At 69.9% G+C, this 26869-nt stretch carries 24 protein-coding genes; 16 read left to right on the top strand and 8 right to left on the bottom strand.

Going from position 1 to position 26869, the window contains the following annotated elements; all coding sequences use genetic code 11:
• Positions 1–62: 62 nt before the first annotated feature.
• The 4 genes from AC3A3J_RS11765 to AC3A3J_RS11750 all read left to right on the top strand — a co-directional run bounded on the left by AC3A3J_RS11765 (position 63) and on the right by AC3A3J_RS11750 (position 4236).
• Complete coding sequence (locus tag AC3A3J_RS11765; protein ID WP_487672447.1) at positions 63–1412, top strand: anion permease; 1350 nt, start codon at positions 63–65, stop codon at positions 1410–1412.
• Positions 1409–1744, top strand: a complete 336-nt coding sequence (locus tag AC3A3J_RS11760) for a peptidase (RefSeq protein WP_487672446.1) — start codon at positions 1409–1411, stop codon at positions 1742–1744. The genes AC3A3J_RS11765 and AC3A3J_RS11760 overlap by 4 nt, the downstream gene beginning before the upstream one ends.
• A gap of 32 nt (positions 1745–1776) precedes the next feature.
• Positions 1777–2685, top strand: a complete 909-nt coding sequence (locus AC3A3J_RS11755) for a phosphodiesterase (RefSeq protein ID WP_487672445.1) — start codon at positions 1777–1779, stop codon at positions 2683–2685.
• A gap of 90 nt (positions 2686–2775) precedes the next feature.
• Positions 2776–4236 (top strand): aspartate ammonia-lyase, encoded by a 1461-nt coding sequence (locus AC3A3J_RS11750; protein WP_487672444.1) that lies wholly within the window; start codon positions 2776–2778, stop codon positions 4234–4236.
• Positions 4237–4290: 54 nt separating this feature from the next.
• Here the strand turns inward: AC3A3J_RS11750 and AC3A3J_RS11745 are convergent, their stop codons facing one another.
• A complete protein-coding gene (locus AC3A3J_RS11745; RefSeq protein WP_487672443.1) occupies positions 4291–5160 on the bottom strand; it encodes a fumarylacetoacetate hydrolase family protein in 870 nt (289 codons plus the stop codon).
• 88 nt (positions 5161–5248) lie between these two features.
• Between AC3A3J_RS11745 and AC3A3J_RS11740 the strand changes: the two genes are divergently transcribed.
• The 3 genes from AC3A3J_RS11740 to AC3A3J_RS11730 all read left to right on the top strand — a co-directional run bounded on the left by AC3A3J_RS11740 (position 5249) and on the right by AC3A3J_RS11730 (position 8026).
• Positions 5249–6727 carry a PrsW family intramembrane metalloprotease gene (locus AC3A3J_RS11740; RefSeq protein ID WP_487672442.1) on the top strand — a complete coding sequence of 493 codons (1479 nt, stop codon included), beginning with the start codon at positions 5249–5251 and terminating at the stop codon, positions 6725–6727.
• Between the two features lie 202 nt (positions 6728–6929).
• Positions 6930–7298, top strand: a complete 369-nt coding sequence (locus AC3A3J_RS11735; protein WP_487672441.1) for an FKBP-type peptidyl-prolyl cis-trans isomerase — start codon at positions 6930–6932, stop codon at positions 7296–7298.
• A gap of 179 nt (positions 7299–7477) precedes the next feature.
• Positions 7478–8026 carry a YceI family protein gene (locus AC3A3J_RS11730; RefSeq protein WP_487672440.1) on the top strand — a complete coding sequence of 183 codons (549 nt, stop codon included), beginning with the start codon at positions 7478–7480 and terminating at the stop codon, positions 8024–8026.
• 31 nt (positions 8027–8057) lie between these two features.
• Here the strand turns inward: AC3A3J_RS11730 and AC3A3J_RS11725 are convergent, their stop codons facing one another.
• On the bottom strand, positions 8058–9350 hold the full coding sequence (locus tag AC3A3J_RS11725; protein WP_487672439.1) for an MFS transporter: 1293 nt from the start codon (positions 9348–9350) through the stop codon (positions 8058–8060).
• A gap of 187 nt (positions 9351–9537) precedes the next feature.
• Between AC3A3J_RS11725 and rpsO the strand changes: the two genes are divergently transcribed.
• Complete coding sequence (rpsO, locus tag AC3A3J_RS11720) at positions 9538–9807, top strand: 30S ribosomal protein S15 (protein ID WP_017203073.1); 270 nt, start codon at positions 9538–9540, stop codon at positions 9805–9807.
• A gap of 139 nt (positions 9808–9946) precedes the next feature.
• Here rpsO and AC3A3J_RS11715 read toward each other — a convergent pair whose 3' ends face one another.
• Complete coding sequence (locus tag AC3A3J_RS11715; RefSeq protein ID WP_487672438.1) at positions 9947–10951, bottom strand: isopenicillin N synthase family dioxygenase; 1005 nt, start codon at positions 10949–10951, stop codon at positions 9947–9949.
• 124 nt (positions 10952–11075) lie between these two features.
• On the opposite strand from AC3A3J_RS11715, the gene efeU reads away from it, so the two are divergent.
• Genes efeU through efeB form a run of 3 tightly spaced genes read left to right on the top strand, consistent with a single transcriptional unit; the run spans position 11076 to position 14606 of the window.
• Positions 11076–12050, top strand: a complete 975-nt coding sequence (gene efeU / locus AC3A3J_RS11710; protein ID WP_487673103.1) for an iron uptake transporter permease EfeU — start codon at positions 11076–11078, stop codon at positions 12048–12050.
• A complete protein-coding gene (gene efeO, locus AC3A3J_RS11705) occupies positions 12047–13279 on the top strand; it encodes an iron uptake system protein EfeO (protein WP_487672437.1) in 1233 nt (410 codons plus the stop codon). The genes efeU and efeO overlap by 4 nt, the downstream gene beginning before the upstream one ends.
• A gap of 28 nt (positions 13280–13307) precedes the next feature.
• Positions 13308–14606, top strand: coding sequence for an iron uptake transporter deferrochelatase/peroxidase subunit (gene efeB, locus AC3A3J_RS11700; RefSeq protein WP_487673102.1), 1299 nt, complete (start codon positions 13308–13310; stop codon positions 14604–14606).
• Between the two features lie 21 nt (positions 14607–14627).
• Here the strand turns inward: efeB and AC3A3J_RS11695 are convergent, their stop codons facing one another.
• Together AC3A3J_RS11695 and AC3A3J_RS11690 are read right to left on the bottom strand one after the other, a co-directional pair.
• Positions 14628–15491, bottom strand: a complete 864-nt coding sequence (locus AC3A3J_RS11695; RefSeq protein WP_487672436.1) for a serine hydrolase domain-containing protein — start codon at positions 15489–15491, stop codon at positions 14628–14630.
• 9 nt (positions 15492–15500) lie between these two features.
• Positions 15501–16631 (bottom strand): acyltransferase family protein, encoded by a 1131-nt coding sequence (locus AC3A3J_RS11690; protein ID WP_487672435.1) that lies wholly within the window; start codon positions 16629–16631, stop codon positions 15501–15503.
• 108 nt (positions 16632–16739) lie between these two features.
• Between AC3A3J_RS11690 and AC3A3J_RS11685 the strand changes: the two genes are divergently transcribed.
• Positions 16740–17966, top strand: a complete 1227-nt coding sequence (locus AC3A3J_RS11685; protein WP_487672434.1) for an LLM class flavin-dependent oxidoreductase — start codon at positions 16740–16742, stop codon at positions 17964–17966.
• 1 nt (position 17967) lies between these two features.
• Positions 17968–18612, top strand: coding sequence for an FMN reductase (locus AC3A3J_RS11680; protein WP_487672433.1), 645 nt, complete (start codon positions 17968–17970; stop codon positions 18610–18612).
• An 87-nt stretch (positions 18613–18699) separates the two neighbouring features.
• Here the strand turns inward: AC3A3J_RS11680 and AC3A3J_RS11675 are convergent, their stop codons facing one another.
• Together AC3A3J_RS11675 and AC3A3J_RS11670 are read right to left on the bottom strand one after the other, a co-directional pair.
• Positions 18700–18879 carry a DUF5302 domain-containing protein gene (locus AC3A3J_RS11675; RefSeq protein ID WP_487672432.1) on the bottom strand — a complete coding sequence of 60 codons (180 nt, stop codon included), beginning with the start codon at positions 18877–18879 and terminating at the stop codon, positions 18700–18702.
• 10 nt (positions 18880–18889) lie between these two features.
• A complete protein-coding gene (locus tag AC3A3J_RS11670) occupies positions 18890–19504 on the bottom strand; it encodes a DedA family protein (protein WP_487672431.1) in 615 nt (204 codons plus the stop codon).
• Positions 19505–19658: 154 nt separating this feature from the next.
• Between AC3A3J_RS11670 and AC3A3J_RS11665 the strand changes: the two genes are divergently transcribed.
• The gene (locus tag AC3A3J_RS11665) at positions 19659–21584 is read left to right on the top strand and encodes a GDSL-type esterase/lipase family protein (protein WP_487672430.1); all 1926 of its coding nucleotides are present in this window, start codon (positions 19659–19661) and stop codon (positions 21582–21584) included.
• Between the two features lie 43 nt (positions 21585–21627).
• Here AC3A3J_RS11665 and AC3A3J_RS11660 read toward each other — a convergent pair whose 3' ends face one another.
• Positions 21628–22938, bottom strand: coding sequence for a UDP-glucose dehydrogenase family protein (locus AC3A3J_RS11660; protein WP_487672429.1), 1311 nt, complete (start codon positions 22936–22938; stop codon positions 21628–21630).
• A 379-nt stretch (positions 22939–23317) separates the two neighbouring features.
• Between AC3A3J_RS11660 and AC3A3J_RS11655 the strand changes: the two genes are divergently transcribed.
• Together AC3A3J_RS11655 and AC3A3J_RS11650 are read left to right on the top strand one after the other, a co-directional pair.
• Positions 23318–25594 (top strand): polyribonucleotide nucleotidyltransferase, encoded by a 2277-nt coding sequence (locus AC3A3J_RS11655; RefSeq protein WP_487672428.1) that lies wholly within the window; start codon positions 23318–23320, stop codon positions 25592–25594.
• A gap of 215 nt (positions 25595–25809) precedes the next feature.
• Entirely contained in the window at positions 25810–26838 is a 1029-nt protein-coding gene (locus AC3A3J_RS11650) for an aldo/keto reductase (RefSeq protein ID WP_487672427.1), read from the top strand.
• Positions 26839–26869 lie beyond the last annotated feature (31 nt).

The following is a 26869-nucleotide window of genomic DNA, read 5'->3' as shown; positions in this document are numbered from 1 at the left end:
TCTTCGTTCGTCACGTCGATCCCGTCGACATCTCCCTCTTCCTCAACGACCGAAAGCGAACGGTGGAAACCGCAGCCCTCATCGTCGTGCTGGTGATCCTGCTGGCACTCTTCTTCGACTTCACGAACGGATTCCACGACACGGCGAACGCGATGGCGACGCCGATCGCGACGGGAGCCCTGAAGCCCAAGACCGCCGTCCTCCTCGCCGCCGTCCTCAATCTCGTCGGGGCATTCCTGTCGACCGAGGTGTCGAAGACGGTCTCCCACGGCATCATCCACGAGGAGGGCATCCAAGCCGCCGTCTTCCTGCCGATGATCTTCGCCGGGCTCATCGGCGCGATCACGTGGAACATGCTCACCTGGCTCCTCGGCCTGCCTTCCAGCTCCTCGCACGCGCTCTTCGGCGGACTCATCGGCGCCACGCTGGTGGGTGTGGGCGTGCAGGGCATCGACTTCGGCATGGTGCTGTCGAAGATCATCCTGCCGGCCCTGATCGCGCCGCTCACGGCGGGGATCATCGCTTTCGTGGCGACCAAGGCCGCCTACTCGATCACCCGTCGTTACGACGGAAAGCCCGACGGGCGGGACGGGTTCCGATGGGGGCAGATCTTCACGTCCTCCCTCGTCGCCCTCGCGCACGGCACCAACGACGCGCAGAAGACGATGGGCGTCATCACCCTCGCCCTCATCACGGTCGGCTGGCAGAACGCCGACCAGGCCGACCCCTATCTCTGGGTGATCATCGCCTGCGCCGTGACGATCGCGCTGGGCACCTACCTGGGCGGCTGGCGGATCATCCGCACACTCGGCAAGGGCCTCACCGAGGTCAAGCCCGCGCAGGGCTTCTCGGCCGAGAGCGCCACGTCCGCCACGATCCTCGCGTCGAGCGCCTTCGGCTTCGCCCTCTCCACCACCCAGGTCGCCTCCGGATCCGTCATCGGCTCCGGCCTCGGCCGCCGCGGGTCGACGGTCCGCTGGCGCACCGCCGGTCGCATCGCGATCGGCTGGGTGCTCACGCTTCCCGCAGCCGGCGCGGTGGGTGCCCTGGCTGCGCTCATCGCCCTGTGGCTCGGGGGCTGGGGCATCGCGATCGACGCCGTGCTCGCGCTCGCGATCATCCTCGGACTGTTCCTGCGTTCGCGCCGCGACGCCGTGACCCCGGCGAACGCCATGAGCGATGTCGCCGAGTCCGGACTCGCCGTCGAGGTGGCCGAGGTGCCGCCGCCCACTCGCCGTCAGCAGCGCATCCAGCAGGCGAAGGCCGAGGCCAAGGCGCGCAAGCAGGCCAAGGCGGATGCCCGTGCCGATGCGAAAGCCGACGCGAAGGTCAAGGCCGACGCGAAGGCCAAGGCGAAAGCGGGCGCGGCCGTCGACTCCGAGTCCCGCGTGCGGAAGGAGCAGGGCGAATGATCGTCTCGATCGACTGGAACGCTTTCCTCCTGGTCTTCGCGGCGGCGATGGTCGGTGCGGTCGCCATCGTGACGTTCTACGCTCTCGGTCTGCGCCTGCTCGTGCGCAGCGGGCACGCGCCCGTCGTCAGCCCGGCGGAGTTCACCGACGCCATCACGGTGATCACCGAGAAGGAGCTGAAGCGCGCCGAGAAGCAGGCGGCGAAGGCCGCGCGCAAGAGCCCCCTCACGGAGGGGCAGCGGCGCCTGGCGCTGGTCGGCGCCTACGGATGCTTCGCCCTGTGCGCCGCGGCGGTGGTCGGCGGTATCTTCGTCATCGTCGTCGGGCACTGACCGGCGTCGGACGGGCGGCCTAGGCTGATGCCATGACCGGGCCCTACGTCTTCGGTCGGCACCAGCCGGCGTCCCACACGATCATCCACGTCAGCGACCCGCATTTCCTCGCCGGAGGCGCGCTGCTCGGCGGGCGCTACGAGGTCGAGCGCACGTTCGCGCGCACGCTCGCGGCGATCCGATCGGTCGATCCGGCCCCGGCGGCGATCGTGATGACCGGCGACCTGGCCGATCTCGGCGAGCCGGATGCGTATCGCCGCCTCCGTGACGCGGTCGAGCCCGTCGCCGCCGATCTGGGCGCACCGATCGTGTGGGTCGCGGGCAACCACGACGAGCGCCCGGCCCTCCGGTCGTCGTTGCTCGACGCCCCGGCGACCGAGGAGCCGGTGACCGGTGTGTGGGACCTCGACGGTCTTCGGCTGATCGCCATGGATTCGTCGGTACCCGGCTGGCATCACGGCGAGATCGACGCTGAGCAGCTCGCCTGGCTCGCCGATCTGCTCCGCACCCCCGCGACGCACGGCACGCTGCTCGCAATGCACCACCCTCCGCTTCCCAGTCATCTGCCGCTGTTCGACATCCTCGAGCTTCGGGGGCAGGACGCGCTGGCCGAGGTGGTGCGCGGTACCGACGTGCGCGGCATCCTCGCGGGGCACCTGCACTACTCGTCGACCGGTCTCTTCGCGGGTATCCCGGTGAGCGTCGCCTCGGCGACCTGCTACACGATGAACGTCGCGCGACCCGCCCCCGACGTGAACGGCATGGACGCGGCCCAGGCGTTCAACCTCGTGCACGTGCATCCCGATACGATCACGCACACCGTCGTCCCCGTCACCGACGCCCCGACCGGGGACTACTTCTCCGAAGCCTGGCTCGAGGAGATGGCGGCCCTGTCGCCCCAGGAGCGCCTCGAAGCATTCTCGCGCAAGCCGACGCGCTGATTCCACAGCCCTCGGGGGCGTTCGCGGACGCGGGCGTAGACTGGTCGCATCCCCCACTCCCTCATTCGCCACGACCCACAAGGATGTGACATGGCTTCTGCCGAGCCCACCCCGACCCGCACCGAGACCGACTCCCTCGGGAGCATGGAGATCCCCGCCGACGCCTACTGGGGGATCCACACGGCCCGCGCGGACGAGAACTTCCCGATCACCAAGCGGCCCATCTCGGTCTACCCCGACCTGGTGCGCGCGCTCGCCATGGTGAAGCAGGCCAGCGCCCGCGCGAACCGCGAGATCGGTGTACTCGATCCCGAGCGCGCCGACCTCATCGACCGCGCCGCCCAGCGGGTGATCGACGGGGAGTTCCACGACCAGTTCACCGTGGGCGTCATCCAGGGCGGCGCCGGCACCTCGACCAACATGAACGCGAATGAGGTCATCACGAACATCGCGCTCGAGATGGCGGGCCGGGAGAAGGGCGATTACGCCTTCCTCTCGCCGATCGACCACACGAACCGCAGCCAGTCGACCAACGACGTGTACCCGACCGCTGTGAAGATCGGTCTGTCGCTCACGCTGCACGCGCTGCTGGAGGAGCTCGACCTGCTCCGGCGGTCGTTCCTGACGAAGTCGACCGAGTTCCACGACGTGCTCAAGGTGGGCCGCACGCAGCTGCAGGACGCGGTGCCGATGACGCTGGGTCAGGAGTTCCACGGCTTCGCCACGACGCTCGGCGAGGACCACAGCCGCCTGACCGAGAACGCCTCTCTCATGTTCGAGATCAACATGGGGGCGACCGCGATCGGCACGGGCATCACGACGCATTCCGACTACGCGCCCGCGGTGCTGCGCCACCTGCGCGAGATCACCGGTCTCGACCTCGAGACGGCGACCGACCTCGTCGAGTCCACGAGCGACACCGGCGCCTTCATGTCGTTCTCCTCGTCGCTGAAGCGCAACGCCATCAAGCTGTCGAAGATCTGCAACGACCTGCGGCTGCTCGCGTCCGGTCCGCAGGCCGGCCTCGGCGAGATCAACCTGCCCGCCCGCCAGGCCGGCTCGAGCATCATGCCCGGCAAGGTCAACCCGGTGATCCCGGAGGTCGTCAACCAGGTCGCCTTCGCGGTCGTCGGCGCCGACATGACCGTGACGATGGCCGTCGAGGGCGGACAGCTGCAGCTCAACGCCTTCGAGCCGGTCATCGCGCACTCGATCTTCCAGTCGATCACCTGGATGCGCCAGGCCATGTGGACGCTGCGCGTGAACTGCGTCGAGGGCATCACCGCCAACCGCGACCGGCTCGTGACGATGGTGGGCGCCTCCGTCGGCGTGGTCACCGCCCTCACCCCGTTCATCGGGTATGCGGCCGCCGCGGCGCTCGCGAAGACGGCGCTCCTCACCAATCGCAACGTCGCCGACCTCGTGGTCGAAGCCGGGCTGATGTCGCGCGAAGAGGTGACGAAGCAGCTGTCGCCGGCGCGCCTGTCCGGGCTCGAGGCCGTGACGGCGGCGATCCCGATCATCCCCAGCGACGACCTCATCGAGATCTGAGGAACGTAGAAGGGGCGGATGCATCGGCATCCGCCCCTTCATCGTTCTGGCGCGTCAGTCGAGGATGCGGCAGTGCGTCGTGAGCTCGCCGATGCCGTCGATTCCCACCGTGACGGTCGACCGGTCGCGGAGGAAGATCTGCGGGTCGCGCGAGTATCCGGCACCGCCGGGGCTTCCCGTCGAGATGAGCGTGCCCGGCAGCAGGGTGAGCGACTGCGAGAGGTGGGCGATCAGGGTCGCGACCGACCGCACCATCTGCCCCGTCGACGCGTCCTGGACGGTGTGACCGTCGACGACGGTCCAGATGTGCAGGTCCTGCGGATCGGCGACCTCGTCGGCCGTGACGACGAACGGGCCGGTGGGCGTGAAACCGTCGAACGACTTGCAGCGCGACCACTGCGCCTCGGCGAACTGGATGTTGCGGGCGGTGATGTCGTTCACGACCGTGTAGCCCCACACGTGGGAGAGGGCGTTCACGGCGTCGACGTCCTTCGCCGGGCTGCCGATGAGCACGCCGAGCTCCGCCTCGTAGTCGACGGCCTCGCTGAGTGCGCGCGGCCACGAGGTGGTCTGCTGATGTCCGGTGAGCGAGTTCGGCCAGAGCGTGAAGACGGTCGGGGCGGTGTCGGTCTTGAGGCCGAGCTCGCTCGAGTGCGCTGCGTAGTTGAGGCCGACGGCGAGCACGGCCGGGGGAGCGATCACCGCGGAGGCGAAGTCGCAGCCGCCGAGGGGATGCCGAGGAGCCGAGGTGTCTTCGAGCGCCGACCGGATCTCGGCGAGCCCGGACTCCCCGCGTTCGATGAGCTGCTGGAGGGACGTCGGGCCGTCGTCGACGAGATCGGAGACGAGGATGGCGTCGTCGCGCTCCACTACGGCCAGAAGTGCAGAAGGGGAGTCGGGACGGCGCAGATGAGCGAACCGCATGCCCTCTACGGTACCCGGTCGACGGGACGGAGCCGCGGACCGGCCCGGGATGCGCCTCGCGGTGCGCGTGCGCTCTAAGCTCGGGGCTATGAGTTCCGGAGGACCATTCCCGCCGCAGCAGCCACCGCAGCAGCCTTCGCCGTACACGCCGCCGCCCGCTGCGACCCCTCCGAACGCCGCGCCCGCGCAGCCGCCGGCTCCGCAGTATGCGCCGCCCGCGCAGCCGCCGGCTCCGCAGTACGCGCCGCCCCCGCAGCCGGCCCCCTCGTACTCGCCGCCGCCCTCGCCGAATCCGTCAATCGCGCCTCAGACGCCCGCGTCGCCTCCGCCCTCCCCGGCGCCGGCGTTCTCGCAGCAGCAGTACGCGCACTCGGCCTACACTCCGCGGCAGTTCTCGCAGCAGCCGGCCTACGCCTCCGCGCTCGCGCAGCCCACGCCCTATTCCCCTCCGGCGCCCGCGGCTCCGTCGCCGGCGGCAGGTCTTCCGGCGCTGCCGATGCCGACGCGCAAGGGGCGCAGCATCTCGATCTGGCTGTTCGGCGTGCTCGGCTTCCTGCTGCTCGGACTCATCGGATACTTCGCGATGGCACTCGGTCCCGCGGCCTCCGTCGTCGGTCTCGTGCTCGCGCTCTTCCCGCTGGCGATCGTGTTCTTCGGCGTGCGTATGATCGATCGCTGGGAGCCCGAGCCGAAGCGTCTCGTGTTCTTCGCGATCGCGTGGGGCGCGATCGCGGCAGTCGGGCTCACGCTGCTCGTCGACCTCGCCCTCACCGTCGTCATCGGACTGCGACCCGACACGTTCTCGGCCGTGGTGCAGGCGCCCATCGTCGAGGAACTGTGGAAGGGCCTGGGTGTCTTCCTCATCTTCCTGTTCGCCCGTCGCGCGTTCGACGGCCCGGTCGACGGCGTCGTCTACGGCGCACTCGTGGGCGCGGGATTCGCGTTCACCGAGAACATCCAGTACTTCGCGGTCAGCCTCATCGAGGGCGGCGGCGCGCAGCTGTCGGTCACGTTCGTCATGCGCGGGCTGCTGTCGCCGTTCGCGCACGCCATGTTCACGTCGCTGACCGGTCTCGCGATCGGCCTCGCGGCACGTCGCCACGCGTCCGTCGGTGCGGGCTTCGGGGCGGGGCTGCTCGGACTGATCGGCGCGATCGTGCTCCACGCGCTGTGGAACGGCTCGGCGGTCTTCTCCGACTTCTTCCTGCTGTACTTCACCCTGCAGGTGCCTCTGTTCATCGGATTCATCATCGGCATCGCGGCGCTGCGGAGGGAAGAGGCGCGGCTCACACGCGTCCGCCTTGGAGAGTACGCCGCGGCGGGCTGGTTCACGCCCGAGGAGATCACGATGCTCGCCACTCCTGCCGGGCGCAAGGTCGGGATGGCCTGGGCGGCGACTCTGCGCGGCGACCGGCGTCCCCTGATGCGGGAGTTCATCAAAGACGCGACCGCTCTCGCCTCGGTGCGGCAGCGGGCGATCACGGGCCGCGACCCCCTGGCCGTCGACGACGAGCGGGCCCTCCTCATCCGCACGCGAGCGACACGGGCGGCATTGCTCGCGTACTGAGCCGCGGCGGAGGCGTGTCTCCCTCGGACAGACTCAGCGCCCGGTGCTGCGGCGATGCCTGCGAGTCTCCCGGGCGCTGAGTTGGTCTGAAACCAGGGTGCACCCGTGCCGGAGGGGTGTCAAGGGCGATCTCCCACGGTGTTCGCTGTGAGCAGGTGCTGACGCGTTGACCGGGTCCGCACGGCTCGGGTTGGATGGAGTCATGACTGATCGTACGAAGCCCGAGTTCGACGCCCCGACCGGCCCCGCCCCCGCGGACCTGGTCATCCGAGACCTCATCGAAGGCGACGGTGCCGAGGCCAAGCCCGGCGACACCGTCACCGTGCACTACGCCGGTGTCGAGTTCGAGTCCGGCGAGGAGTTCGACTCGTCCTGGGGTCGCGGCGAGACCATCCAGTTCCCGCTCCGCGGCCTCATCCAGGGCTGGCAGGACGGCATCCCCGGCATGAAGGTCGGCGGCCGCCGCGAGCTCGTCATCCCGCCGCACCTGGCATACGGCCCGGCGGGCGGAGGGCACTTCCTCTCCGGCAAGACCCTGATCTTCATCATCGACCTCGTCGCCGTCGGCTGAGCCCGCCCGTCGACGGAGGACGCCCCGCCCCCCCGGAGGGGAGCGGGGCGTCCTCGCGTCCGGGCACGTCGCAAACAAGTCTGTTGAAATTTCTCATTCACGGGAATAGATATCGTCGGAGCGTCGTTGCGCCTCGTATACCGCGATCGCGGACCGCTTCCCTGAAGGAGAATCACCACATGACCATCGACATCCCCGGCTACCGTCCCGGCACCTACGTCCTCGACCCGTCGCACAGCGAGGTGACCTTCAGCGTCCGGCACATGATGATCTCCAAGGTGCGCGGCACCTTCGGCGTGAAGAGCGCGACGCTCGTCGCTCCGGAGAACCCGCTGGAGACGAAGGTCGAGGCGAGCGTCGACGTCACCTCGGTCGACACGAAGGACGAGGGGCGCGACCAGCACCTCCGTTCCGGCGACTTCTTCGACACCGAGAACTTCCCGACCATGGACTTCGTCTCCACCGGTGCTCGCGCCGAGAACGGCGAGCTGTTCGTCGACGGCGACCTCACCATCCGGGGCGTCACGAAGCCCGTCACCTTCGAGGTCGACTTCGGTGGCTTCGGCTCCGACCCGTGGGGCAACTACAAGGCCGGCGCGTCGGCCAAGGCCGTCATCAACCGCGAGGACTTCGGCCTCACGTGGAACGCCGCGCTCGAGACCGGCGGCGTGCTCGTCGGCAAGGACGTGACGATCAACCTCGACCTGCAGGCGGCGCTGCAGGCCTGAGTGCCGCACCCTTCGGAGAACCTCGGGCCCCTCAGGGCTCGGGGTTCTCTGCGTCGTAGGCGGCGAACCGCGGGTTCCGCTTCACGAGCAGCGCGACGAGGCCGACCACCAGCAGACCGCCCAGCAGGGGAGGGAACCACAGTGCGGTGGCGGTCGCCAGGGTGCCCGCGTAGAGCGCGCCCACTCGGGGGCCGCCCGCGACGACGACGATGAAGACGCCCTGCAGGCGGCCGCGCATCGCGTCGGGCACCGCGGCCTGCATCATCGTGTTGCGGTAGATCGCGCTGACGTTGTCGGCGGCGCCCGACAACGCGAGAGCGACGCACGCCGCGACGATGAGGGCCAGGTGCGGCGAGGTCTCCGACGCGGGAGGCAGGAGGAGACCGGCCACCAGGATCAGGCCGAACAGCAGGATCGAGGCGCCGTACGCCTCGACCGCCCGTGCGATGCCCCGCCCGTGCCAGCGGTAGTGCACGACGCGTCCTGAGAAGAGGCTCGACGCGAACGTTCCGACGGCCACGGCGGCGGTGAGGATGCCGGTGGTCACCGCTCCGCCGCCGAGGAGCACCGTGCCCAGGGCGGGGAAGAGCACGAGCGGCTGCCCGAAGGTCATGGCGATGATGTCGACGACGTACTGCATGCGGATGTTGCCGGCGCGTCGGAGGAAACGCCAACCGTCGACGAGAGACGCGAGGCCGGGCCGCACCGTCTCGCCCTCGGGACGAAGAGCCGGAAGCGACCACAGTCCGAGGAACATCGACAGCATCAGCACGACGTCGATCGTGTAGGTCCAGCCATAACCGGTGAGCGCGACGAGGATGCCCGCCAGGGCGGGGCCGGCCATCACGGTGATGCCCATCGAGACGCCGTTCAGCGCGGACGCCGCCGCAAGCTTGTCGCGGGGGATGAGCCGCGGCACGATCGCGGTGCGCGTCGCCATGCCCACCGAGTTCGCGGCCGCGTTGATCATGCTCAGCGCGTACAACCACCAGATGGTCTCCGAACCCGTCCAGGTGAGGGCTGCCAGCAGCGCCGTCGACGCGAACGTGATGGTCGCGGCGAGAAGCGCGACACGGCGGCGATCGAAGGCGTCGGCGAGCATGCCCCCGTAGAGACCGGCGAGGATCATGGGGATGAGACCCGCGACCGCGATCATCGAGACGGCGAACGTGCTCGCGGTCAACTCGAACACGTGGAGCATCACCGTCACGAGCGTGAGCTGGCCGCCGATGCCGGTGAGAGCCGACCCGATCCACATCCGGGCGAAGGCAGGGCTCGCTCGCAGGGGGGAGAGATCGATCAGATGGCCCCGTGCATCGCTCACTTCCGAGCCCCGTCGAACCGCATCCGTCGAGCGTATCGCGCGGGAGCGCGGGCCGGGCCGCTTCTGGTCGCCCGTGGTCGCCGCGACTGGTAGACTCGTCAGGTTGCCGTTTGATCGGCCGCGGATAAAGAGAGCCCTCGCATCAGGCGTCGGGCGCCGCGCAACAAGCTGAAAGGGGATCGAATCTATGGCACTCGAAGCAGACGTCAAGAAGGCGATCATCGAAGAGTACGCGACGCACCCCGGTGACACCGGATCCCCCGAGGTGCAGGCCGCCATGCTGACGCAGCGCATCAAGGACCTCACCGAGCACCTGAAGGAGCACAAGCACGACCACCACTCGCGTCGTGGTCTGTTCCTGCTCGTGGGTCAGCGCCGTCGTCTCCTCGGCTACCTCCAGAGCGTCGACATCGAGCGTTACCGCTCGCTGATCGCTCGCCTGGGTCTCCGTCGATAAGGCAGAGCACGCCAGCGTACAATCGCGCAAAACATTCTTGAGAAGGCCGCCCCAGGTGTGGGGCGGCCTTCGTCGTATCCGGCGGTTTCGCCCGGGGATGCCGCCGCCGGGGTTCCCGGCCGCGGCATCCCGATGCGAGTCAGGCGGGTGTGCCGACGAGATCGGCGTGGTGGATCGCCGCGACGTCCGGGTGCGCCCGCAGCCGCGACTTCAGCGCGTTCTCGCCGTAGAGGGCGTGGATGGGGTTGTTCGGGTCCTGCGTCACGCCGGTCGCCTCGGCGGCGAGATCGGCGGGGAGGTCGATGAGTGGCAGTCGCTTGTCGAGGGCAGGGTTGAAGAAGAACGGGATCGAGATCCGCTCGTGGGGTGCCCGGGGTGAGACGACGCGGTGGTTCGTGGCCTTGAGGTAGCCGCCCGTCGCGTACTCCAGCAGTTCGCCGATGTTCACCACGAACGCACCGGGCACCGGGGGAGCGTCGACCCACTCGCCGTCGCGCTCGACCTGCAGGCCGCCCTTGCCCGGCTCGACCCAGAGCAGGGTCAGGACGCCGGAGTCCTTGTGTGCACCGACCCCCTGCTGCGGTTCGGGTTCGTGGGTTCCCGGGTACCGCACGATCTTGATGAGGGTCGAGGGCTCCCCGAAGTGCTCGTCGAAATAGGAGGCCTCCGCCCCCAGGGCCTCCGCCCAGGCCCGCAGCAGTCGCCGCGCGACGTCGCTGAGGGTCTCGTGCCACTCCGACACCACCTCCCGCAGTTCGGGCTGCGCGGCAGGCCACAGGTTGGGGCCGATCAGCCGGTTGAATGCCGGCCCATCCGCGACGGGCTGTCGCTCCGGGCCGATGTCGATCTGCTCCCGCCAGTCGATCTCGCCCTGGGTGCGCTCGCCGCCGACGCGCGTGTACCCGCGGAAGTGCGGGCTGTTGACGTTCTCGATCGCCAGCTTGTCGGTCTCGGGCAGAGCGAAGAAGTCGAGCGCCGCCTTGTGCAGTCGCGCCTCGAGGGCGGGGGAGACACCGGTGCCGGTGAGGTAGAAGAATCCCACGTCGTGCGTCGCGGCCCGCAGGTCGTCACGGAACCGGGCGGCCGCATCCGGGCCCTGGTCGAGCTGCGAGAGGTCGAGGATCGGAAGCGAGAGTTCAGCCATGGCACGAGCGTACGTCCGGCTGCACGGGGTGATGCCGTGTGTTGCGGAGCATTACTTCGATGCTAGAGTCTTCCGTCGGTAAGGGATGCCTTACCTCACTCCGAACGTCGTAAGGTCTTCACCCGTGCTCGCCACCTTCCTCATCGGTCTCCGCGAGGGCCTCGAGGCCGCCCTCGTCGTCGGCATCCTCGTCGCCTACCTGGGGCGCCTGGGCCGGCGCGACGTCCTCCCGCGCCTCTGGGCCGGTGTCGGCCTCGCCGTCGCTCTGGCACTCGCCATCGGAGCCGTGCTCACGTTCGGCGCCTACGAGCTCACCTTCGTCGCGCAGGAGATGATCGGCGGGCTCCTCTCGCTCCTGGCGGTGGGCATGGTCACCTGGATGATCTTCTGGATGCAGCGCGCCGGACGCACGATGAAGGCCACGCTCGAGGGCGGCATCGACCGCGCCCTCACCCACGGAGGGCTCTGGGCGCTCGTCGCGATCGGGTTCGTCTCCGTGGCCAGGGAGGGCATCGAGACGACGCTCCTGCTGTGGTCGATGGTGCAGTCCTTCGGCGACGCGCCGGCGGCGCTGCTCGGCGCGCTCCTCGGGCTGGCCGCCGCTGTCGTCGCCGGCACCCTCATCGCCCGCGGCGCCGTGCGGCTCGACCTGCGTCGGTTCTTCGCGTGGACCGGAGGCTTCCTCGTCGTCGTGGCGGCCGGCGTCCTCGCCTATGCCGTCATGGACCTGCAGGAGGCCGGTGCCCTGCCCGGCCCGTTCACCGCGTCCGCTCCGGTCGATCCGACCTCCGGTGCGGTCGCGGTGGGGGGCGCGGCGTTCCCCTTCGGCTGGGCCTTCGACCTGACCGCGGTGATCCCGCCCGACAGTGCGGTCGCCGCGATCCTTCAAGCGACGATCGGGTTCATGCCGCGCATGACCTGGCTGCAGGTGATCGCGTGGAGCGTGTACCTCGTGGTCGTCGGCATCCTCTTCGTCCGCGGTCTCTCCGCCGCGCGCGCCCCCCAGACGCGCTCGTCCTCCGCGCCCGTCGCCGCCGCGGCCCCCGTCGCGGCCCCCGACGGTCGCGCCAGCCTGTCCACAGAACAAGGAGCACTATGACCACCTCCCAGCGAGCCTTCGCCGCGCTCGCCGCCACCGGCGCCGCGGCCCTCGTCCTCAGCGGATGCGTCGCGAAGAGCGATGCGGCGGCGGGCGCGGCGTTCGAGGTGACCTCGACGGATTCCTCCTGCGAGGTATCCGGCACGACCGCGGAGAGCGGGACGCTCACGTTCGAGGTGACCAACAGCAGCAGTCAGGTGTCGGAGTTCTACCTGCTCGCGGACGACGGTCTCCGTATCGTCGGCGAGGTCGAGAACATCGCGCCGTCGGCTTCGCGCACGCTCACCGTCGTCGCGCAGCCGGGTGACTACTTCACCCTCTGCAAACCGGGGATGATCGGCGACGGAGTGGGCAAGGCGGGCTTCACGGTGAGCGGCGACCGGGTGAGCGTCGACGGTCCGGATGCCGAGCAGAAGCAGCAGGCCGTCGATCTGTACGCCGCGTTCGTCAAGGACCAGGTCGGCCAGCTCGTCCCCGCGGTCGAGGACTTCGTCGCCGCCTACCAGGCGGGCGACGACGAGACCGCTCGTGCGCTGTTCGCGACCACGCGCGCCTTCTACGAGCGCATCGAACCCGTCGCCGAGGCGCTCGGCGACCTCGACCCCCGCATCGACTACCGCGAGGTGGACGCCGTGGCCGAGGGGCTCGACTGGACCGGGTTCCACCGCATCGAGAAGGACCTCTGGGTGCCGGCGCAGGACGCGCTGAACGCCGACGGCGAGACGCCGGCGTGGCAGGACTGGGCCCCGTCGACGCCCGAGCAGCGCGCGGACTTCGGCGACCTCCTGCTGGCCGACGTCCAGGAGCTGTACGACTACGTGCACTCGGATGCCTTCACCGACTCGCTCGACGACCAGGGCATCGGCGGCATCTCGAACGGGGCGATCGCTCTGCTCGACGAGGTCGCGACCGGCAAGATCTCGGGCGAGGAGGACTGGTGGTCGGGGACCGACCTCTCGGACTTCGCCGCCAATGTCGAGGGGTCGAAGATGGCCTTCTCCCTCGTCCAGGACTTCGCGGCCGCGCAGGGCGATGAGGGTGACGCGCTCGTCTCGGAGATCGAGGAGGGCTACGCCGCTCTCGAGGCCTCGCTGGCCGAGCACGGGTCGCTCGCCGAGGGCTTCGTCCCCTACGCCGAGCTCACCGACGCCGACAAGCGCGAGTTCACCGACCTGATCAACGCGCTCGCCGAGCCGCTCTCGCAGCTCACCGGCACCGTGCTCGAATGACCGACCGGTGAACGACGAGGGCACGAGCATGGAGCACGCGGGATCGGATGCCGAGGGCGAGGCGCGCCGCACAGCATCCGCTCCCGCGGGGCTCAGCAGACGCGGTCTGTTCGGCCTCGCCATCGGCGGAGGCGTCACCGGACTCGCGATCGGCGCGGGCGCGGGCTGGGCGGGCGGCGCGGCACAGGGCCGAGCGCAGGCCGTGGACGAGGCGCAGCATGCATACGGGTTCTTCGGGGCGCACCAGGCGGGGATCACGACACCTGTGCAGGAGCACCTGCACTTCGCGGCTTTCGACATGATGCCCCGCACGGATCGCGACGACCTCATCTCTCTGCTGCAGGACTGGAGCTACGCGGCCGCGCGCATGACGCAGGGACTCGAGGTCAGCGCGACGGGCGCCGTCGGCGGGCCGGCGGACGCGCCACCGGACGACACCGGCGAGGCGCAGGGACTACCGGCGTCGGGGCTCACGGTCACCTTCGGGTTCGGCCCGGGGCTGTTCGAGAACGAGGACGGCGACCGCTACGGCATCGCGGACCGTCGCCCCGCGGTGCTGGAGCGTCTGCCGCCGTTCCTCGGCGAGGACCTCGATCCGCAGCGGTCCCACGGCGACCTCTGCATCCAGGTGTGCGCCGACGATCCTCAGGTCGCCGTGCACGCGGTGCGCAACCTCAGTCGCATCGCGTTCGGGCGGGCCCGGCTGCGGTGGTCGCAGCTCGGCTACGGCAAGACGTCGCGGACGACCTCCGCGCAGGCGACTCCGCGCAATCTGTTCGGGTTCAAGGACGGGACCGCGAACATCCTCGCCGACGACACCGCCGCTCTCGACGCGCACGTGTGGGTGGCCTCCGACGACGAGCCGGCATGGATGGCGGGCGGTTCGTATCTCGTCGCGCGCAAGATCGCGATGCTGATCGAGACGTGGGATCGTGTGCGCCTCTCCGAGCAGGATGCGATCATCGGGCGCGACAAGGGGAAGGGGGCCCCGCTCTCGGGCGGTGACGAGTTCTCGCCCCCGGACCTCGACGGTGACGCGATCGCCGTGAACGCGCACGTGCGTCTTGCGCATCCGGACGCGAACGGCGGAACCCGCATCCTGCGACGCGGGTTCAACTACGTGGACGGCAACAACGATCTGGGACGCCTCGACGCCGGCTTGTTCTTCCTCTCGTACCAGCGGTCTCCCGCGCAGTTCATCGAGCTGCAGAAGCGACTGTCGACCGACGCCCTGAACGAGTACATCCGTCACGTGGGTTCCGGCATCTGGGCGATCCCCGGCGGTGCCACCCCCGGCTCGTACGTCGGGGCCGAGCTCTTCGCCTGATCGGTCCGAGACGCGGGCGGCTCAGTCCGAGATCATCCCGACGACGGTTGCGGCCAGCGCATCCGCACCGAAATGGTCGTGAGCCGTGATCGTCACTACGACGTCGTCCACGAAAAGCAGGAGTTGACCGTGGGCCCCGTGCAGCCGCCAGGCGGCTCCGGGGCCCGCCCACCCCCCGAGCGCGTAGCGGTCGTACGCGGGCGAGGTGCCGGCAGGCACCCAGTCGGAGTGCATCGCGTCGATCCACTCCGACGAGACGACGCGACGGCCCTCCCATGCACCGCGGTCCCGGATGAGGCGTCCGATCGCCGCCATCTCGGCGGTGCGCAGCATCAGCCCGCCTCCCGCGACGATGCGGCCGTTCGGGCACCGCTCCCACTGCACGTCGGGGATCCCGAGCGGCTCGAAGAGACGAGGGCGCAGATATGACACCGGATCGCCGGTGCGCTCCGCCAGCGCCGTCATGGCGGTGTACGTGCTGGCGTTCGAGTACTGGAACCGACGTCCGGTCGTGGGGCGGCTCAGGAACTCGGCCGCGAGGTCGGGCCAGTCCGTCATCATCGTCTCGGACCACGGCAGGTCGATGCCGCTCGACATGCTGAGCAGGTGTCGCAGGGTGACCCGGTCGGTCCCCGCACCGGTCTGCCACGAGGGGAGCAGTTCCGCGACCGGTGCGTCGATGTCGACGAGCCCCTCGTCGGCGGCGATCCCTGCAGCAATCACGCACACGCCCTTCGCGACCGACTGCACGTCGATGCGGGCGTCGGGCGCCCACCGGTGCTGCGCCTCGTCGGCATCCGCCAGGACGTGCAGCCCGAGGGCGCCGAATCCGGCGGTCTCGATGCGGGCGACGATGCGGTCGCGGAGGGCCTCGGCTCGGGTCACCGCTCCACGCTATCGCGCTCGCCGCGACCCGGTCGGATCGCTCCTGCCCCGGCCGGAGGCCAGGTCGGGATCGCGGAACAGCCAGCGAGGACGCGGTTCGACGAGGGGCCGGAACACGCGTCGCACGGGCGCCGTCGCGAGGGCGAGGGCGAGCACCACCGAGAGGCCGGTGACGAGCGGGAGCCAGAGCCAGGTGGGTTCGAGGCCGCGCAGCGCGCCGGACTCGCGGAACGGGTACAGCACGAACGAGTGGAGCAGGTACACGTACATGGTGTACTGCCCGAAGACGGTCCACCGATACGAACCTCGTGGAACGAGTGCGAAGAACGCGGCGCACAGCAGCACCGCCAGCAGCATCAGCGCGATGCGGATGCCTCCTGCCCACCACTGCTCGCCGGCGAGGTCGGCGTAGGAGTCCTCATAGAACAGCCAGCGGCGCAGGTCGACCTGCTCCCAGAGCGGCAGCCAGTGCCATGCCGCCCATCCAGCCGTGGCCAGCACGGCGACAGCGGCGAGGCGCGACCACCACGGGCGCGCGTCGATGAGACGCAGCCGCTCGACGATGTCGCGGTCGCGCAGCCACCACCCCAGCGCGAAGAACGGCAGCAGTCCGAGGGTCCGCGAGAGCGAGAAGGTGCTGTCGATGTTGGGGAGGTAGCCGGAACCGACCGAGATCACGATGGTCCAGAACAGGGGCCATCGCAGCAGGGCCAGGTAGGGGAGCACGAGGCGGAAGATCCCGAGCGCCAGAAGGAACCACAGGGTCCACGACGGCTGCGAGGGGTTCGGGTTGACCTGTCCTTCGACGAGCCACTTCGTCACGGTCCAGAGCGTCTCGAAAATCACGTACGGCAGGACGATGTCGGTCAGGACGCGGGCCATCTGCGTCTTCGTGGGCGAGCCCGACTTCGAGAAGTACCCCGAGATGATGGCGAAGGCCGGCATGTGGAACGCGTACACCGCGAGGTAGAACGCGAACGCGATGTCGGAGTCGTAGATGAGGCGCTGGATCGCATGGCCGAGGACCACGAGCACGATGCACGCGTAGCGGGCGTTGTCCCAGAACGGCACGCGGCGGCGCGGGCGCGACGGGGATGTCGTCGCGGGGCCTGAGGGGTCGGCGGTCCCGGTGGTGCTCATCCGCTCAGATTACCGGCGGGAATAAACTAAAGGTGACCGCGTTGACTCATATACATTCAAGTGAATAGAACCGGACCCCAGGTCCGGATCGAGAGAGTTGGAGCAATCATGAGCGAGCAGTCAGGGGCACCCGCGATGCAGTTCGGCATCATGTCGGTGAGCGACATCACGCGCGACCCCACGACGGGCGAGACCCCGAGCGAGCAGGAGCGCATCAAGGCCACCCTCGCCATCGCGAAGCACGCGGAGGAGGTGGGCCTCGACGTCTTCGCCATCGGCGAGCACCACAACCCGCCGTTCTGGTCGTCCAGCCCCACGACGTTCCTCGCCGCGCTCGCCGCGCAGACCGAGCGCCTCATCGTCTCGACCTCGACCACGCTGATCACCACGAACGACCCCGTGCGCATCGCCGAGGAGTACGCGATGCTGCAGCACGTGTCGGACGGGCGGATGGATCTCATGCTCGGCCGCGGCAACACCGGCCCGGTGTACCCGTGGTTCGGCCAGGACATCCGTCAGGGGCTGCCCCTCGCGATCGAGAACTACGCGCTGCTGCACAAGCTGTGGCGCGAGGACGTCGTCGACTGGGAAGGCAAGTTCCGTACGCCGCTGCAGGGCTTCACCTCCACCCCGCGTCCCCTCGACGGTGTCGCACCGTTCGTCTGGCACGGCTCCATCCGCACGCCGGAGATCGCCGAGCAGGCCGCGTACTACGGCGACGGCTTCTTCGCGAACAACATCTTCTGGCCGAAGGAGCACTACCAGCGCCTCATCGAGCTCTACCGTCAGCGCTACGCGCACTACGGACACGGCACGCCCGAGCAGGCGATCGTCGGGCTCGGCGGACAGGTGTTCATGGCCGCGAAGTCGCAGGATGCGGTGAATCAGTTCCGCCCGTACTTCGACAACGCCCCCGTCTACGGTCACGGTCCGAGCATGGAGGACTTCACCGAGATGACGCCGCTCACGGTCGGCTCGCCGCAGCAGGTGATCGACCGCTACGCGGGCATGCGTGAGCACTTCGGCGACTATCAGCGCCAGCTGTTCCTCATCGACCACGCCGGTCTGCCCCTCAAGACGGTTCTCGAGCAGCTCGACATCCTCGGCTCGGAGGTCGTGCCGGTGCTCCGTGCCGAGCTCGCGAAGGACCGCCCGGCGTCGGTGCCGGATGCCCCCACCCACGCGGCCCGCGTGAAGGCGGTCTTCGGCGACGGGCCGACCCGCCAGGCGCGTCCCGGGGCGAACCGCGGGGACAACCTCACCGGCGACAGCCCCTACCAGGACACGCCCGCACCGGCCGGCGCCGCCTTCGGCCTCAGCCGGAAGGGAGCCTGAGATGACCGCGCGTCGCATCGCCGTCGTGTCGGCGGGCTTGTCGAATCCCTCCTCGACCCGCATGCTGGCGGATCGCCTCGCCGCCGAGACGGTGAAGGCGCTCCGCGAGCGCGACATCGAGGCCACGGTCGACGTGATCGAGCTGCGCGACCACGCGCACGACATCACCAACAACCTGCTCACGGGGTTCGCCCCGCCCGCCCTCGAGGCCGCCGTCAACACCGTCGTCTCGGCCGACGCCCTGATCGCGGTCACGCCGATCTTCTCCACCAGCTACTCCGGCCTGTTCAAGTCGTTCATCGACGTGCTCGACCCGGACGCCCTGACCGGCACACCGGTCCTGATCGGCGCCAACGCCGGTACGGCCCGGCACTCGCTCGCGATCGACTACGCGATCCGTCCGCTCTTCGCGTACCTGCACGCCGACGCCGTCTCGACCGGTGTCTTCGCGGCATCGAGCGACTGGGGCGGAGCGGGTGACCAGGTCGCCCCGCTGGCCAAGCGGATCGAGAAGGGTGCGCGGGAGCTCGCCGAGGCCGTCGCCCGCCGGGACGCCGCCGTGTCCAGCGATCCGTTCGACCCCGCGACGTACCTGGGCGAAGGGCGCTCGTTCGGCCACCTGCTCGGGGGTCTCGCCGGGGAGTGACCGGCGGACCCGCGGTCCACTCCCGCGGACGCTGACGACGAGGAACAGGATGCGGGGGCCGGCATCGACCGGCCCCCGCATCGACGGTCACCCGCTCTTGCGTCGGAACTCGCGCCGCGTCTGCGGAGCCGCGCCGCCGTGGACGGCGGACTCGCCGTCGAGGTGGGCCTGGCCCTCCCGGTGGTGCGCGTTCTTCTTCTCGAGCGCTTCCTTGAACTTGCGCTTCATCTCCTCCGAGGGGGAGGAGGCGCCTTCTCCGGTGCTCATGTCCGCCAGCCTAGGACACCGGCGTCCCGCCGTGGGGGTGTCGCCCTCGCACCCGGCGCACCGCCGCGTCGATCAGCAGCCCGAGCCCCACCGCGACGACGATCGACACCGGCACGGCCACCACCGGGCCCCCCGGGAGCAGAGCGGCGACGGCCGCGCCGACCGAGGCCTGATACGTCGCCCAGCCGAGAGCCGCGAGCGACACCAGCGCGAGGTAGCGCGGGGGAGAGACACGGGATGCCCCGGCGACCAGATTCACCGCGAGGCGCGCGAACGGTATGAAGCGCGCCGTGAACAGCACGGTCGCGAGGCCTCCGTCGAGCCGGCGTCGCGCTGCGGCGAGCGCTCCCCGCACCCGGGCGGTGCGCATCCAGCGCCACCGGTCGGTCCCCGCGAGCCGGCCGAGCAGGTAGCAGGCGACGTCACCGACGGCGGCGGACGCCCCCGCGCACACGATCACCGCCCAGAGAGGCGGAGCGCCCGCGGATGTCGAGGCGGCGCCAAGTGCCGTGACGGCCACCTCGCCGGGGATCACCACGAGGAATGCGTCACCGATCACGAGGGCGCACATCAGGGGCAGCGCCCAGGGCCCGGTCAGGGCGGAGGAGAGCAGGTCGGCCGGCACACCTCCACCGTGCCTGCGGGCGGTGAACGGCGACTGAAATCGGGATAGCCGGTGACCGGCGCTCGTGCATCCGGTGAACATCCGGTGAGACGGGCCGGATCCGCATGCGCGGCCGCGCGGTCGGCGTCATCCTGGGCAGGTGAGAGTCGCGATCGTGACAGAGTCCTTCCTCCCGCACATGAACGGCGTGACCGGATCGGTGCTCCAGATCCTCCGTCATCTCGAACGCCGCGGCCACGAGGCGCACGTCCTCGCGCCCGCGGCCGACGGCATGCCGGATACCCTCCACGGTGCTCGCATCGAATCCGTGCCGAGCCTGCCCCTCCCCGGGTACCGCAATGTGCGCGTCGGCACCTCCCCGGCATCCCGTGTCGCGCTCGCTCTCCAGCGCTTCGAACCGGACGTGGTGCACCTCGCCTCCCCGTTCGCCCTCGGCTGGCGTGGTGTGCTCGCCGCGGAACGCCGCGGCGTGGCAGCCGTCGCCGCATATCAGACCGACGTCGCCGCGTACGCCGAGCGCTACCGTGTTCCCGCCACGACCGGTCTCGCCCAGGCCCACATCGCGCGATTGCACCGACGCTCCACCCTCACGCTCGTTCCCTCGTCCGAGTCGTCGCAGCAGCTCGAGCGGCTCGGCGTCGACCGGCTCCGCCGATGGGGGCGGGGCGTCGACGCCGAACGGTTCTCCCCCCGGCGGAGGGACGACGCGCTGCGCGCTCAGTGGGGACCGGGCGTCGTGGTCGGATACGTCGGGCGGCTCGCGCCCGAGAAGCAGGTGGAGGACCTCGCCGCGCTGCACGACCTTCCCGGCATCCGCCTCGTGATCATCGGCGACGGTCCGAGTCGTGCGCGCCTCGAGTCACTGCTGCCGTCCGCCCTGTTCCTCGGCCATCTCGGCGGCGAGGCGCTCGCCGCAGCGGTCGCCTCGTTCGACGTCTTCGTGCACCCCGGCGAGAGCGAGACTTTCGGTCAGACGCTGCAGGAGGCGCACGCGAGCGGCGTCCCGGTCGTCGCCACGGGCCGCGGGGGCCCTGTCGACCTCGTCCGCAGCGGTCTCGACGGATGGCTGTACCGCCCCGGAGACCTGCGAGACCTGCGCGCCCGGATCGTCAGCCTCGTCGATGACGAGCCCACGCGCCGCGCTTTCGGGGCAGCGGGGCACGCTGCCGTGCAGGCGCGGTCGTGGGAGAGCGTGTGCGATCAGCTGCTGACGCACTACGACGACGCGCACCGACTGCACGAGGCCGACCGGGCCCTGCGTGCCCGTCGTTCGATGCGCCCCGAGAGCCCCGCACCGGTCATGCCGCAGCGGTGGCGTCGCTATGTGGCTCTCGGCGATTCGCTGACCGAGGGTCTGTGCGATCCCGCGCCGGACGGTTCGCTGCGGGGATGGGCCGACCGGCTCGCCCTGCTCCTGGCCGGTCGGGGCGGCCTCCAGTACGCGAACCTCGCGGTCCGGTCGAAGCGCGTTGCCGATCTCTGCGGTGGCCAGCTGCAGCGCGCGCTCGAGCTCCAGCCCGATCTGGTGTCGATCCTCATCGGCGCCAACGACCTCGTGAAGCACCGTGTCGACATCCCGGCCCTGGCCTCCGGCGTCGAGGACGCCGTCCGTCGGCTCCGTGCGATCGGCGCGACGGTCGTACTGGTCACCCCGTTCCTCCCTGGACGCCGCGCCGCAGGCATCTACACGGCGCGCTTCGCGGCGTTCGCGTCGGCGCTCGCCGGGGTCGCGGCGCGCACGGGCGCTGTGCTGATCGACACCGATCTGCACCCGGTCCTGCGCGAGCGCGAGCACTGGGGCGAGGATCTTGTGCACCTGAGCAGTAGCGGGCACCGGTTCCTCGCCTACCGCGTCGGTGACGTGCTGGGGGTTCCGCACGCCGATGCGCTCGGCGCGCTCGACGCGGCTCTGCACGAGTCGTCGTCGATCAGCACCGGACAGTGGTGGTCACGGCACGCCCTGCCCTGGGTGTGGCGGCGTCTGCACGGCCGCACCGCCGGCGACGGCCGGTCGGCCAAGCACCACGATTACGTCTACGTCGGGCGGTCGGATGCCCAGAGGAGTGTCCTGGTCTCGTGAGGCGCCCGGCCCGGCGCAGCGGAGTGCCGGGCCACGGCGGAGGTCAGCGCCGTCCCATGCCCCGATAGGTCCACCCGGCTGCACGCCAGGCCGGCGCGTCGAGGCAGTTGCGTCCGTCGACGACGATGCGCTGGCGCACGAGAGAACCCGCGTGCGTCGGCGTCAGGCCGCGGCGGTACTCGTCCCATTCGGTTACGACGACTACCGCGTCGGCCTCGCGGAGGGCATCGTCGGTCTCCCGCGCGTAGGTGAGCTGCGGGTGGGCGGCCTCAGCGTTGTCGATCGCGGCGGGATCGGTGACCACGACGTCGGCGCCCAGACCGCGCAGTCGCACGGCCACATCGAGAGCGGGGGAGTCGCGGATGTCGTCGCTGAACGGTTTGAAGGCGGCCCCGAGAACGGCGACCCGTCGGCCGAACACGCGGCCGTCCAGGGCGTCGACGACGAGCTGCACCGCGCGGTCGCGTCGACGCAGGTTGATGGCGTCGACCTCCCGGAGGAATCCGACGGACTCCCCGCGCCCGAGGGCTTCCGCGCGCGCGGCGAAGGCGCGGATGTCCTTCGGCAGGCATCCTCCTCCGAATCCGATGCCCGAGCCGAGGTAGCGCCGACCGATGCGGCTGTCGTGTCCGAGTGCTTCGGCCAGCAGGGTCACGTCTGCTCCCGCGGCATCTGCGATCTCGGCCATGGCATTGATGAAGGAGATCTTCGTCGCCAGGAACGCGTTGGCCGCGCCCTTCACGAGCTCCGCCGTCGCGAGGTCGGTCACCAGGAACGGCGTGTCGGTCTCGGCTGCAGTCCGATAGGCGGATCGCAACACCTCCGCCGCCCGGCGCCCGGCATCGCTGTCCGGTGCACCAACGACGATGCGATCGGGAGTGAGGGTGTCGTGCACGGCCCAGCCCTCGCGCAGGAACTCCGGGTTCCAGACCAGGGTCGCCCCCGTGGAGACGATGCGGACGGAGATCTCCTCGGCTGTGCCGACGGGGACGGTGGACTTCCCGGCGACCACGTCGCCCGGGCGCAGATGGGGGAGCAGCGCCTCCACGGCCGCCCGCACGAATCGAAGATCCGCCGCGTCGCCGTCGGAGGACTGCGGCGTGCCCACCGCCAGGAAGTGGACCTCTGCGTCGGCGGCATCCGCCATATCGGTCGAGAACGAGAGCCGCCCGTCGGCGATGCCGCCGCGGAGCAGGTCGTCGAGGCCCGGTTCGAAGAACGGCGCCTCGCCGCGCGACAGTCGCGTCACCTTCGGCTCGTCGACATCGATCCCGACGACCTCGTGCCCGATGGAAGCCATCGCGGCGGCGTGCACGGCACCGAGGTACCCGCATCCGATCACTGACATGCGCATGGGCACACTTCAGCGGATGCGCGGGCCGCCCGGGCATCCGGCGGATGAACGGCGGGTGACCGGCGGTCGACGGTTCGAACCGACGCCGATCTCCGATCCAGATGGTCCGACGCATCCCCGGGCCGCGCTGATAGAGTCGTGGGGGCTGTGCTCCGGCGCGGTCGACAACTTCACATCGACTCATGGAGCGATCGGCGGAGGAGCTGGTCCCCTGTGGTGGGTTCCTCGGCATGGCATGTCGGGTGGCTTTCTACTGGTGGCCAGCGCAGGCGACATTCGCGAGAGTGCTCGCGCGCCCTTATCCTGCCGTTCCGCTCCTTCATGAACACGCTCGCCCGTCACACGGACTCGCGAGTCTAAACAAAGAAGGAGAGACCTCTTGGAAGGTCCTGAAATCACCGCCACCGAGGCCGTTCTCGACAACGGCCGCTTCGGCACCCGTACCATCCGCTTCGAGACCGGCCGCCTCGCGCAGCAGGCTCAGGGCGCTGTCGCCGCCTACCTCGACGGCGAGACCATGCTCCTCTCGGCCACCAGCGCGGGCAAGCACCCGCGCGAGGGCTTCGACTTCTTCCCGCTGACGGTCGACGTCGAGGAGCGCTCCTACGCTGCGGGCAAGATCCCGGGCTCGTTCTTCCGTCGTGAGGGCCGCCCCTCCACCGAGGCCATCCTCGTCTGCCGTCTGATCGACCGCCCCCTGCGTCCGTCGTTCGTCGACGGCCTGCGCAACGAGGTCCAGATCGTCATCACCGTCCTCTCGATCGCTCCGGGCGAGTTCTACGACGCCCTGGCGATCAACGCCGCGTCGGCGTCGACCCAGATCTCCGGCCTGCCCTTCTCGGGCCCGGTCGCGGGTGTGCGTCTCGCGTTCATCCCCGGCCACGGCGAGCACGCCGACCAGTGGGTCGCGTTCCCGACCGCCGAGCAGGTCTCGGAGGCCGTGTTCGACCTCATCGTCGCCGGCCGCGTGGTCACCAAGGCCGACGGCACCGAGGACGTCGCGATCATGATGGTCGAGGCCGAAGCGACCGAGGGCAGCTGGAACCTCATCAAGGCCGGTGCGACCAAGCCCGACGAGACCGTCGTCGCCCAGGGCCTCGAGGCCGCGAAGCCGTTCATCGCGCAGCTCGTGAAGGCTCAGGCCGAGCTCGCCGCGACGTCGTCGAAGGAGCCGGGCGTGTACCCGGTCTTCCCCGCGTACAGCAGCGAGGTCTACGACTTCGTCGCCGGGCGCTCGTACGACGAGCTGGTGAACGTCTACCAGATCGCCGACAAGCAGGAGCGTCAGAACGCCGACGACGTCGTGAAGGATCGCGTCAAGGCCGACCTCGTCGCCGCCGTCGAGGCGGGCGAGCTCCCCGCCGGCGCGCCGCTGGAGTTCGCCGCGGCCTACAAGTCGGTCACGAAGAAGATCGTCCGCGGACGCATCCTCACCGAGAGCGTCCGCATGGACGGCCGTGGTCTGGCCGACATCCGTCCGCTCGACGCCGAGGTGCAGGTCATCCCGCGCGTGCACGGTTCGGCCATCTTCCAGCGCGGTGAGACCCAGATCATGGGCGTCACCACGCTGAACATGCTCAAGATGGAGCAGCAGATCGACTCGCTGTCGCCCACGACGAGCAAGCGCTACATGCACCACTACAACTTCCCGCCCTACTCGACCGGTGAGACCGGCCGCGTGGGTTCGCCGAAGCGTCGCGAGATCGGGCACGGCTTCCTGGCCGAGCGCGCCCTCGTGCCGGTGCTGCCGAGCCGCGAGGAGTTCCCCTACGCGATCCGCCAGGTCTCGGAGGCGCTCAGCTCGAACGGTTCGACGTCGATGGGCTCGGTCTGCGCGTCGACCCTGTCGCTGCTGAACGCGGGTGTGCCGCTGCGCGCTCCCGTCGCCGGCATCGCGATGGGCCTCGTCTCGGACGAGGTCGACGGTGAGACGCGCTACGCCGCACTGACCGACATCCTCGGCGCCGAGGACGCTCTCGGCGACATGGACTTCAAGGTCGCCGGTACCAGCGAGTTCGTCACGGCGATCCAGCTCGACACGAAGCTCGACGGCATCCCGTCGTCGGTGCTCGCCGGTGCGCTGACCCAGGCGCGCGACGCGCGTCTGACGATCCTCAACGTGCTGAACGCGGCGATCGACGCTCCGGACGAGATGGCGCCCACCGCGCCGCGCGTCATCAGCGTGCAGATCCCCGTCGACAAGATCGGCGAGCTGATCGGCCCGAAGGGCAAGACGATCAACGCGATCCAGGACGAGACCGGCGCGCAGATCTCCATCGAGGAGGACGGCACCGTCTACATCGGCGCGACCGACGGCCCGTCGGCCGAGGCCGCCCGTGCCCAGGTCAACGCGATCGCCAACCCGACCAACCCCGAGGTCGGCGAGCAGTTCCTCGGAACCGTCGTGAAGATCGCCACCTTCGGTGCCTTCATCTCGCTGCTCCCGGGCAAGGACGGTCTGCTGCACGTCACCGAGGTGCGCAAGCTCGCCGGTGGCAAGCGCGTCGAGAACGTCGAGGACGTGCTGTCCGTCGGCCAGAAGATCCTCGTGAAGATCACGAAGATCGACGACCGCGGCAAGCTCTCGCTCGAGCCGGTCATCGACGAGGCGCCCGCGTCCGACGCTCCGGCGTCGGAGGAGGCCGCCGCCGAGTAATCGGTTCCGCCGTCGAGAGCCCGGTGCCGCCCGTCAGGGGTGGCGCCGGGCTCTCGTCGTGAGGCGTGATCAAACCGTTATGGGAAGTTCTCCCACCGTTCCGCGGTTTGGTCGGCCCGCTCCCGGACTTCGCCTACTCTCGAAGTACGCACCGGGGGGTGCTGAGGTGCGGATACGCCGGATCGGAACACGCCGATCGACGTGGGGGTGAGGATATGCGGTTGTTCAATGCAGGTGCGACAGCGCCGGAGGAACGCGTGCCGCAGGCCGAGTCCTCCCACCCGTCCGCTCCGATCCCGATCGTCGGACCGGGGGTCGGTGAAGCCGTTCGGGTCGACCTGGGCGAGACCGGCCTGAAGATCTTCCCGCTGTTCGTCGGCGCGGCGGAATTCGGCTGGAACGTCGATCTCGAGACCAGCCACGGGATCCTCGACCGTTACGTCGAGTTCGGCGGCAACGCCGTGCACACGGCGGACGGCTTTTCGGGCGGTCGCAGCGAGCACATCATCGGTCAGTGGCTGCGCTCGCGCGGGGTGCGCGACGACGTCGTCCTCGCGGCGCGTATCGGGGCGCACGCCGACAACCCCGGTCTCGGGTCGGTGAACCTCGTGCGGGCGGTCGAGGGGTCGCTCTCACGCCTCGGGGTCGAGCGCCTCGACGTGCTCTACCTCGACGCGACGCTCGACACGACCACGAACCTCGAAGACACGCTCGCGACCGTCGAATGGCTCGTCGAGGCGGGCAAGATCCGTGCCGTCGGCGCCTACGGGTTCTCGGCCGAACGATTGGTCGAGGCGCGCATCCTCGCCTCGGCGGGATACCCGCGGATCGAGATCGCCGACGCTCCCTACAATCTGCTCCGCCGCGAGGCCTTCGAGGGCGACTTCCGCCTCGTCGCCACGGCGCAGAGCCTCGCCGTGACGCCGTCGCACGCGCTCGAGCACGGTTTCCTCTCGGGGCGTCATCGATCGAAGGCGGTGGCGTCTCGCGGGGTCCGCGGAGAGCAGCTGCGAGGCAGCATGAACCGCCGCGGCACCAAGGTGCTGCGCGCGCTCGACGAGGTGGCCGCCGAACTGAGCGTTCCCGTCGCCGCCGTCTCGATCGCGTGGCTGCTCGCGCAGCGCACGGTCGCGGCCCCGATCGTGAACGTCTTCTCGGCCGACCACGTCGACGAGCTGATCCAGGGGGCCGGGGTCGCGCTCACCAGGGCGCACGTCTCCGAACTGTCGAAGGCGGCCGGCTGAGCGAGGCTCCCCGCTCTCGTCACAGGTGTGA

The sequence above is a fragment of the Microbacterium sp. Soil_N32 genome (assembly GCF_057655505.1).
This window is presented reverse-complemented; position numbering and strand designations above follow the sequence as displayed.

Coding starts and splice junctions, on each gene's coding strand:
- AC3A3J_RS11760 (WP_487672446.1), top strand. CDS start 1,409: ATGATCGTCTCGATCGACTGGAACGCTTTCCTCCTGGTCTTCGCGGCG.
- AC3A3J_RS11755 (WP_487672445.1), top strand. CDS start 1,777: ATGACCGGGCCCTACGTCTTCGGTCGGCACCAGCCGGCGTCCCACACG.
- AC3A3J_RS11750 (WP_487672444.1), top strand. CDS start 2,776: ATGGCTTCTGCCGAGCCCACCCCGACCCGCACCGAGACCGACTCCCTC.
- AC3A3J_RS11745 (WP_487672443.1), bottom strand. CDS start 5,160: ATGCGGTTCGCTCATCTGCGCCGTCCCGACTCCCCTTCTGCACTTCTG.
- AC3A3J_RS11740 (WP_487672442.1), top strand. CDS start 5,249: ATGAGTTCCGGAGGACCATTCCCGCCGCAGCAGCCACCGCAGCAGCCT.
- AC3A3J_RS11735 (WP_487672441.1), top strand. CDS start 6,930: ATGACTGATCGTACGAAGCCCGAGTTCGACGCCCCGACCGGCCCCGCC.
- AC3A3J_RS11730 (WP_487672440.1), top strand. CDS start 7,478: ATGACCATCGACATCCCCGGCTACCGTCCCGGCACCTACGTCCTCGAC.
- rpsO (WP_017203073.1), top strand. CDS start 9,538: ATGGCACTCGAAGCAGACGTCAAGAAGGCGATCATCGAAGAGTACGCG.
- AC3A3J_RS11715 (WP_487672438.1), bottom strand. CDS start 10,951: ATGGCTGAACTCTCGCTTCCGATCCTCGACCTCTCGCAGCTCGACCAG.
- efeO (WP_487672437.1), top strand. CDS start 12,047: ATGACCACCTCCCAGCGAGCCTTCGCCGCGCTCGCCGCCACCGGCGCC.
- efeB (WP_487673102.1), top strand. CDS start 13,308: ATGGAGCACGCGGGATCGGATGCCGAGGGCGAGGCGCGCCGCACAGCA.
- AC3A3J_RS11690 (WP_487672435.1), bottom strand. CDS start 16,631: ATGAGCACCACCGGGACCGCCGACCCCTCAGGCCCCGCGACGACATCC.
- AC3A3J_RS11685 (WP_487672434.1), top strand. CDS start 16,740: ATGAGCGAGCAGTCAGGGGCACCCGCGATGCAGTTCGGCATCATGTCG.
- AC3A3J_RS11680 (WP_487672433.1), top strand. CDS start 17,968: ATGACCGCGCGTCGCATCGCCGTCGTGTCGGCGGGCTTGTCGAATCCC.
- AC3A3J_RS11675 (WP_487672432.1), bottom strand. CDS start 18,879: ATGAGCACCGGAGAAGGCGCCTCCTCCCCCTCGGAGGAGATGAAGCGC.
- AC3A3J_RS11660 (WP_487672429.1), bottom strand. CDS start 22,938: ATGCGCATGTCAGTGATCGGATGCGGGTACCTCGGTGCCGTGCACGCC.
- AC3A3J_RS11650 (WP_487672427.1), top strand. CDS start 25,810: ATGCGGTTGTTCAATGCAGGTGCGACAGCGCCGGAGGAACGCGTGCCG.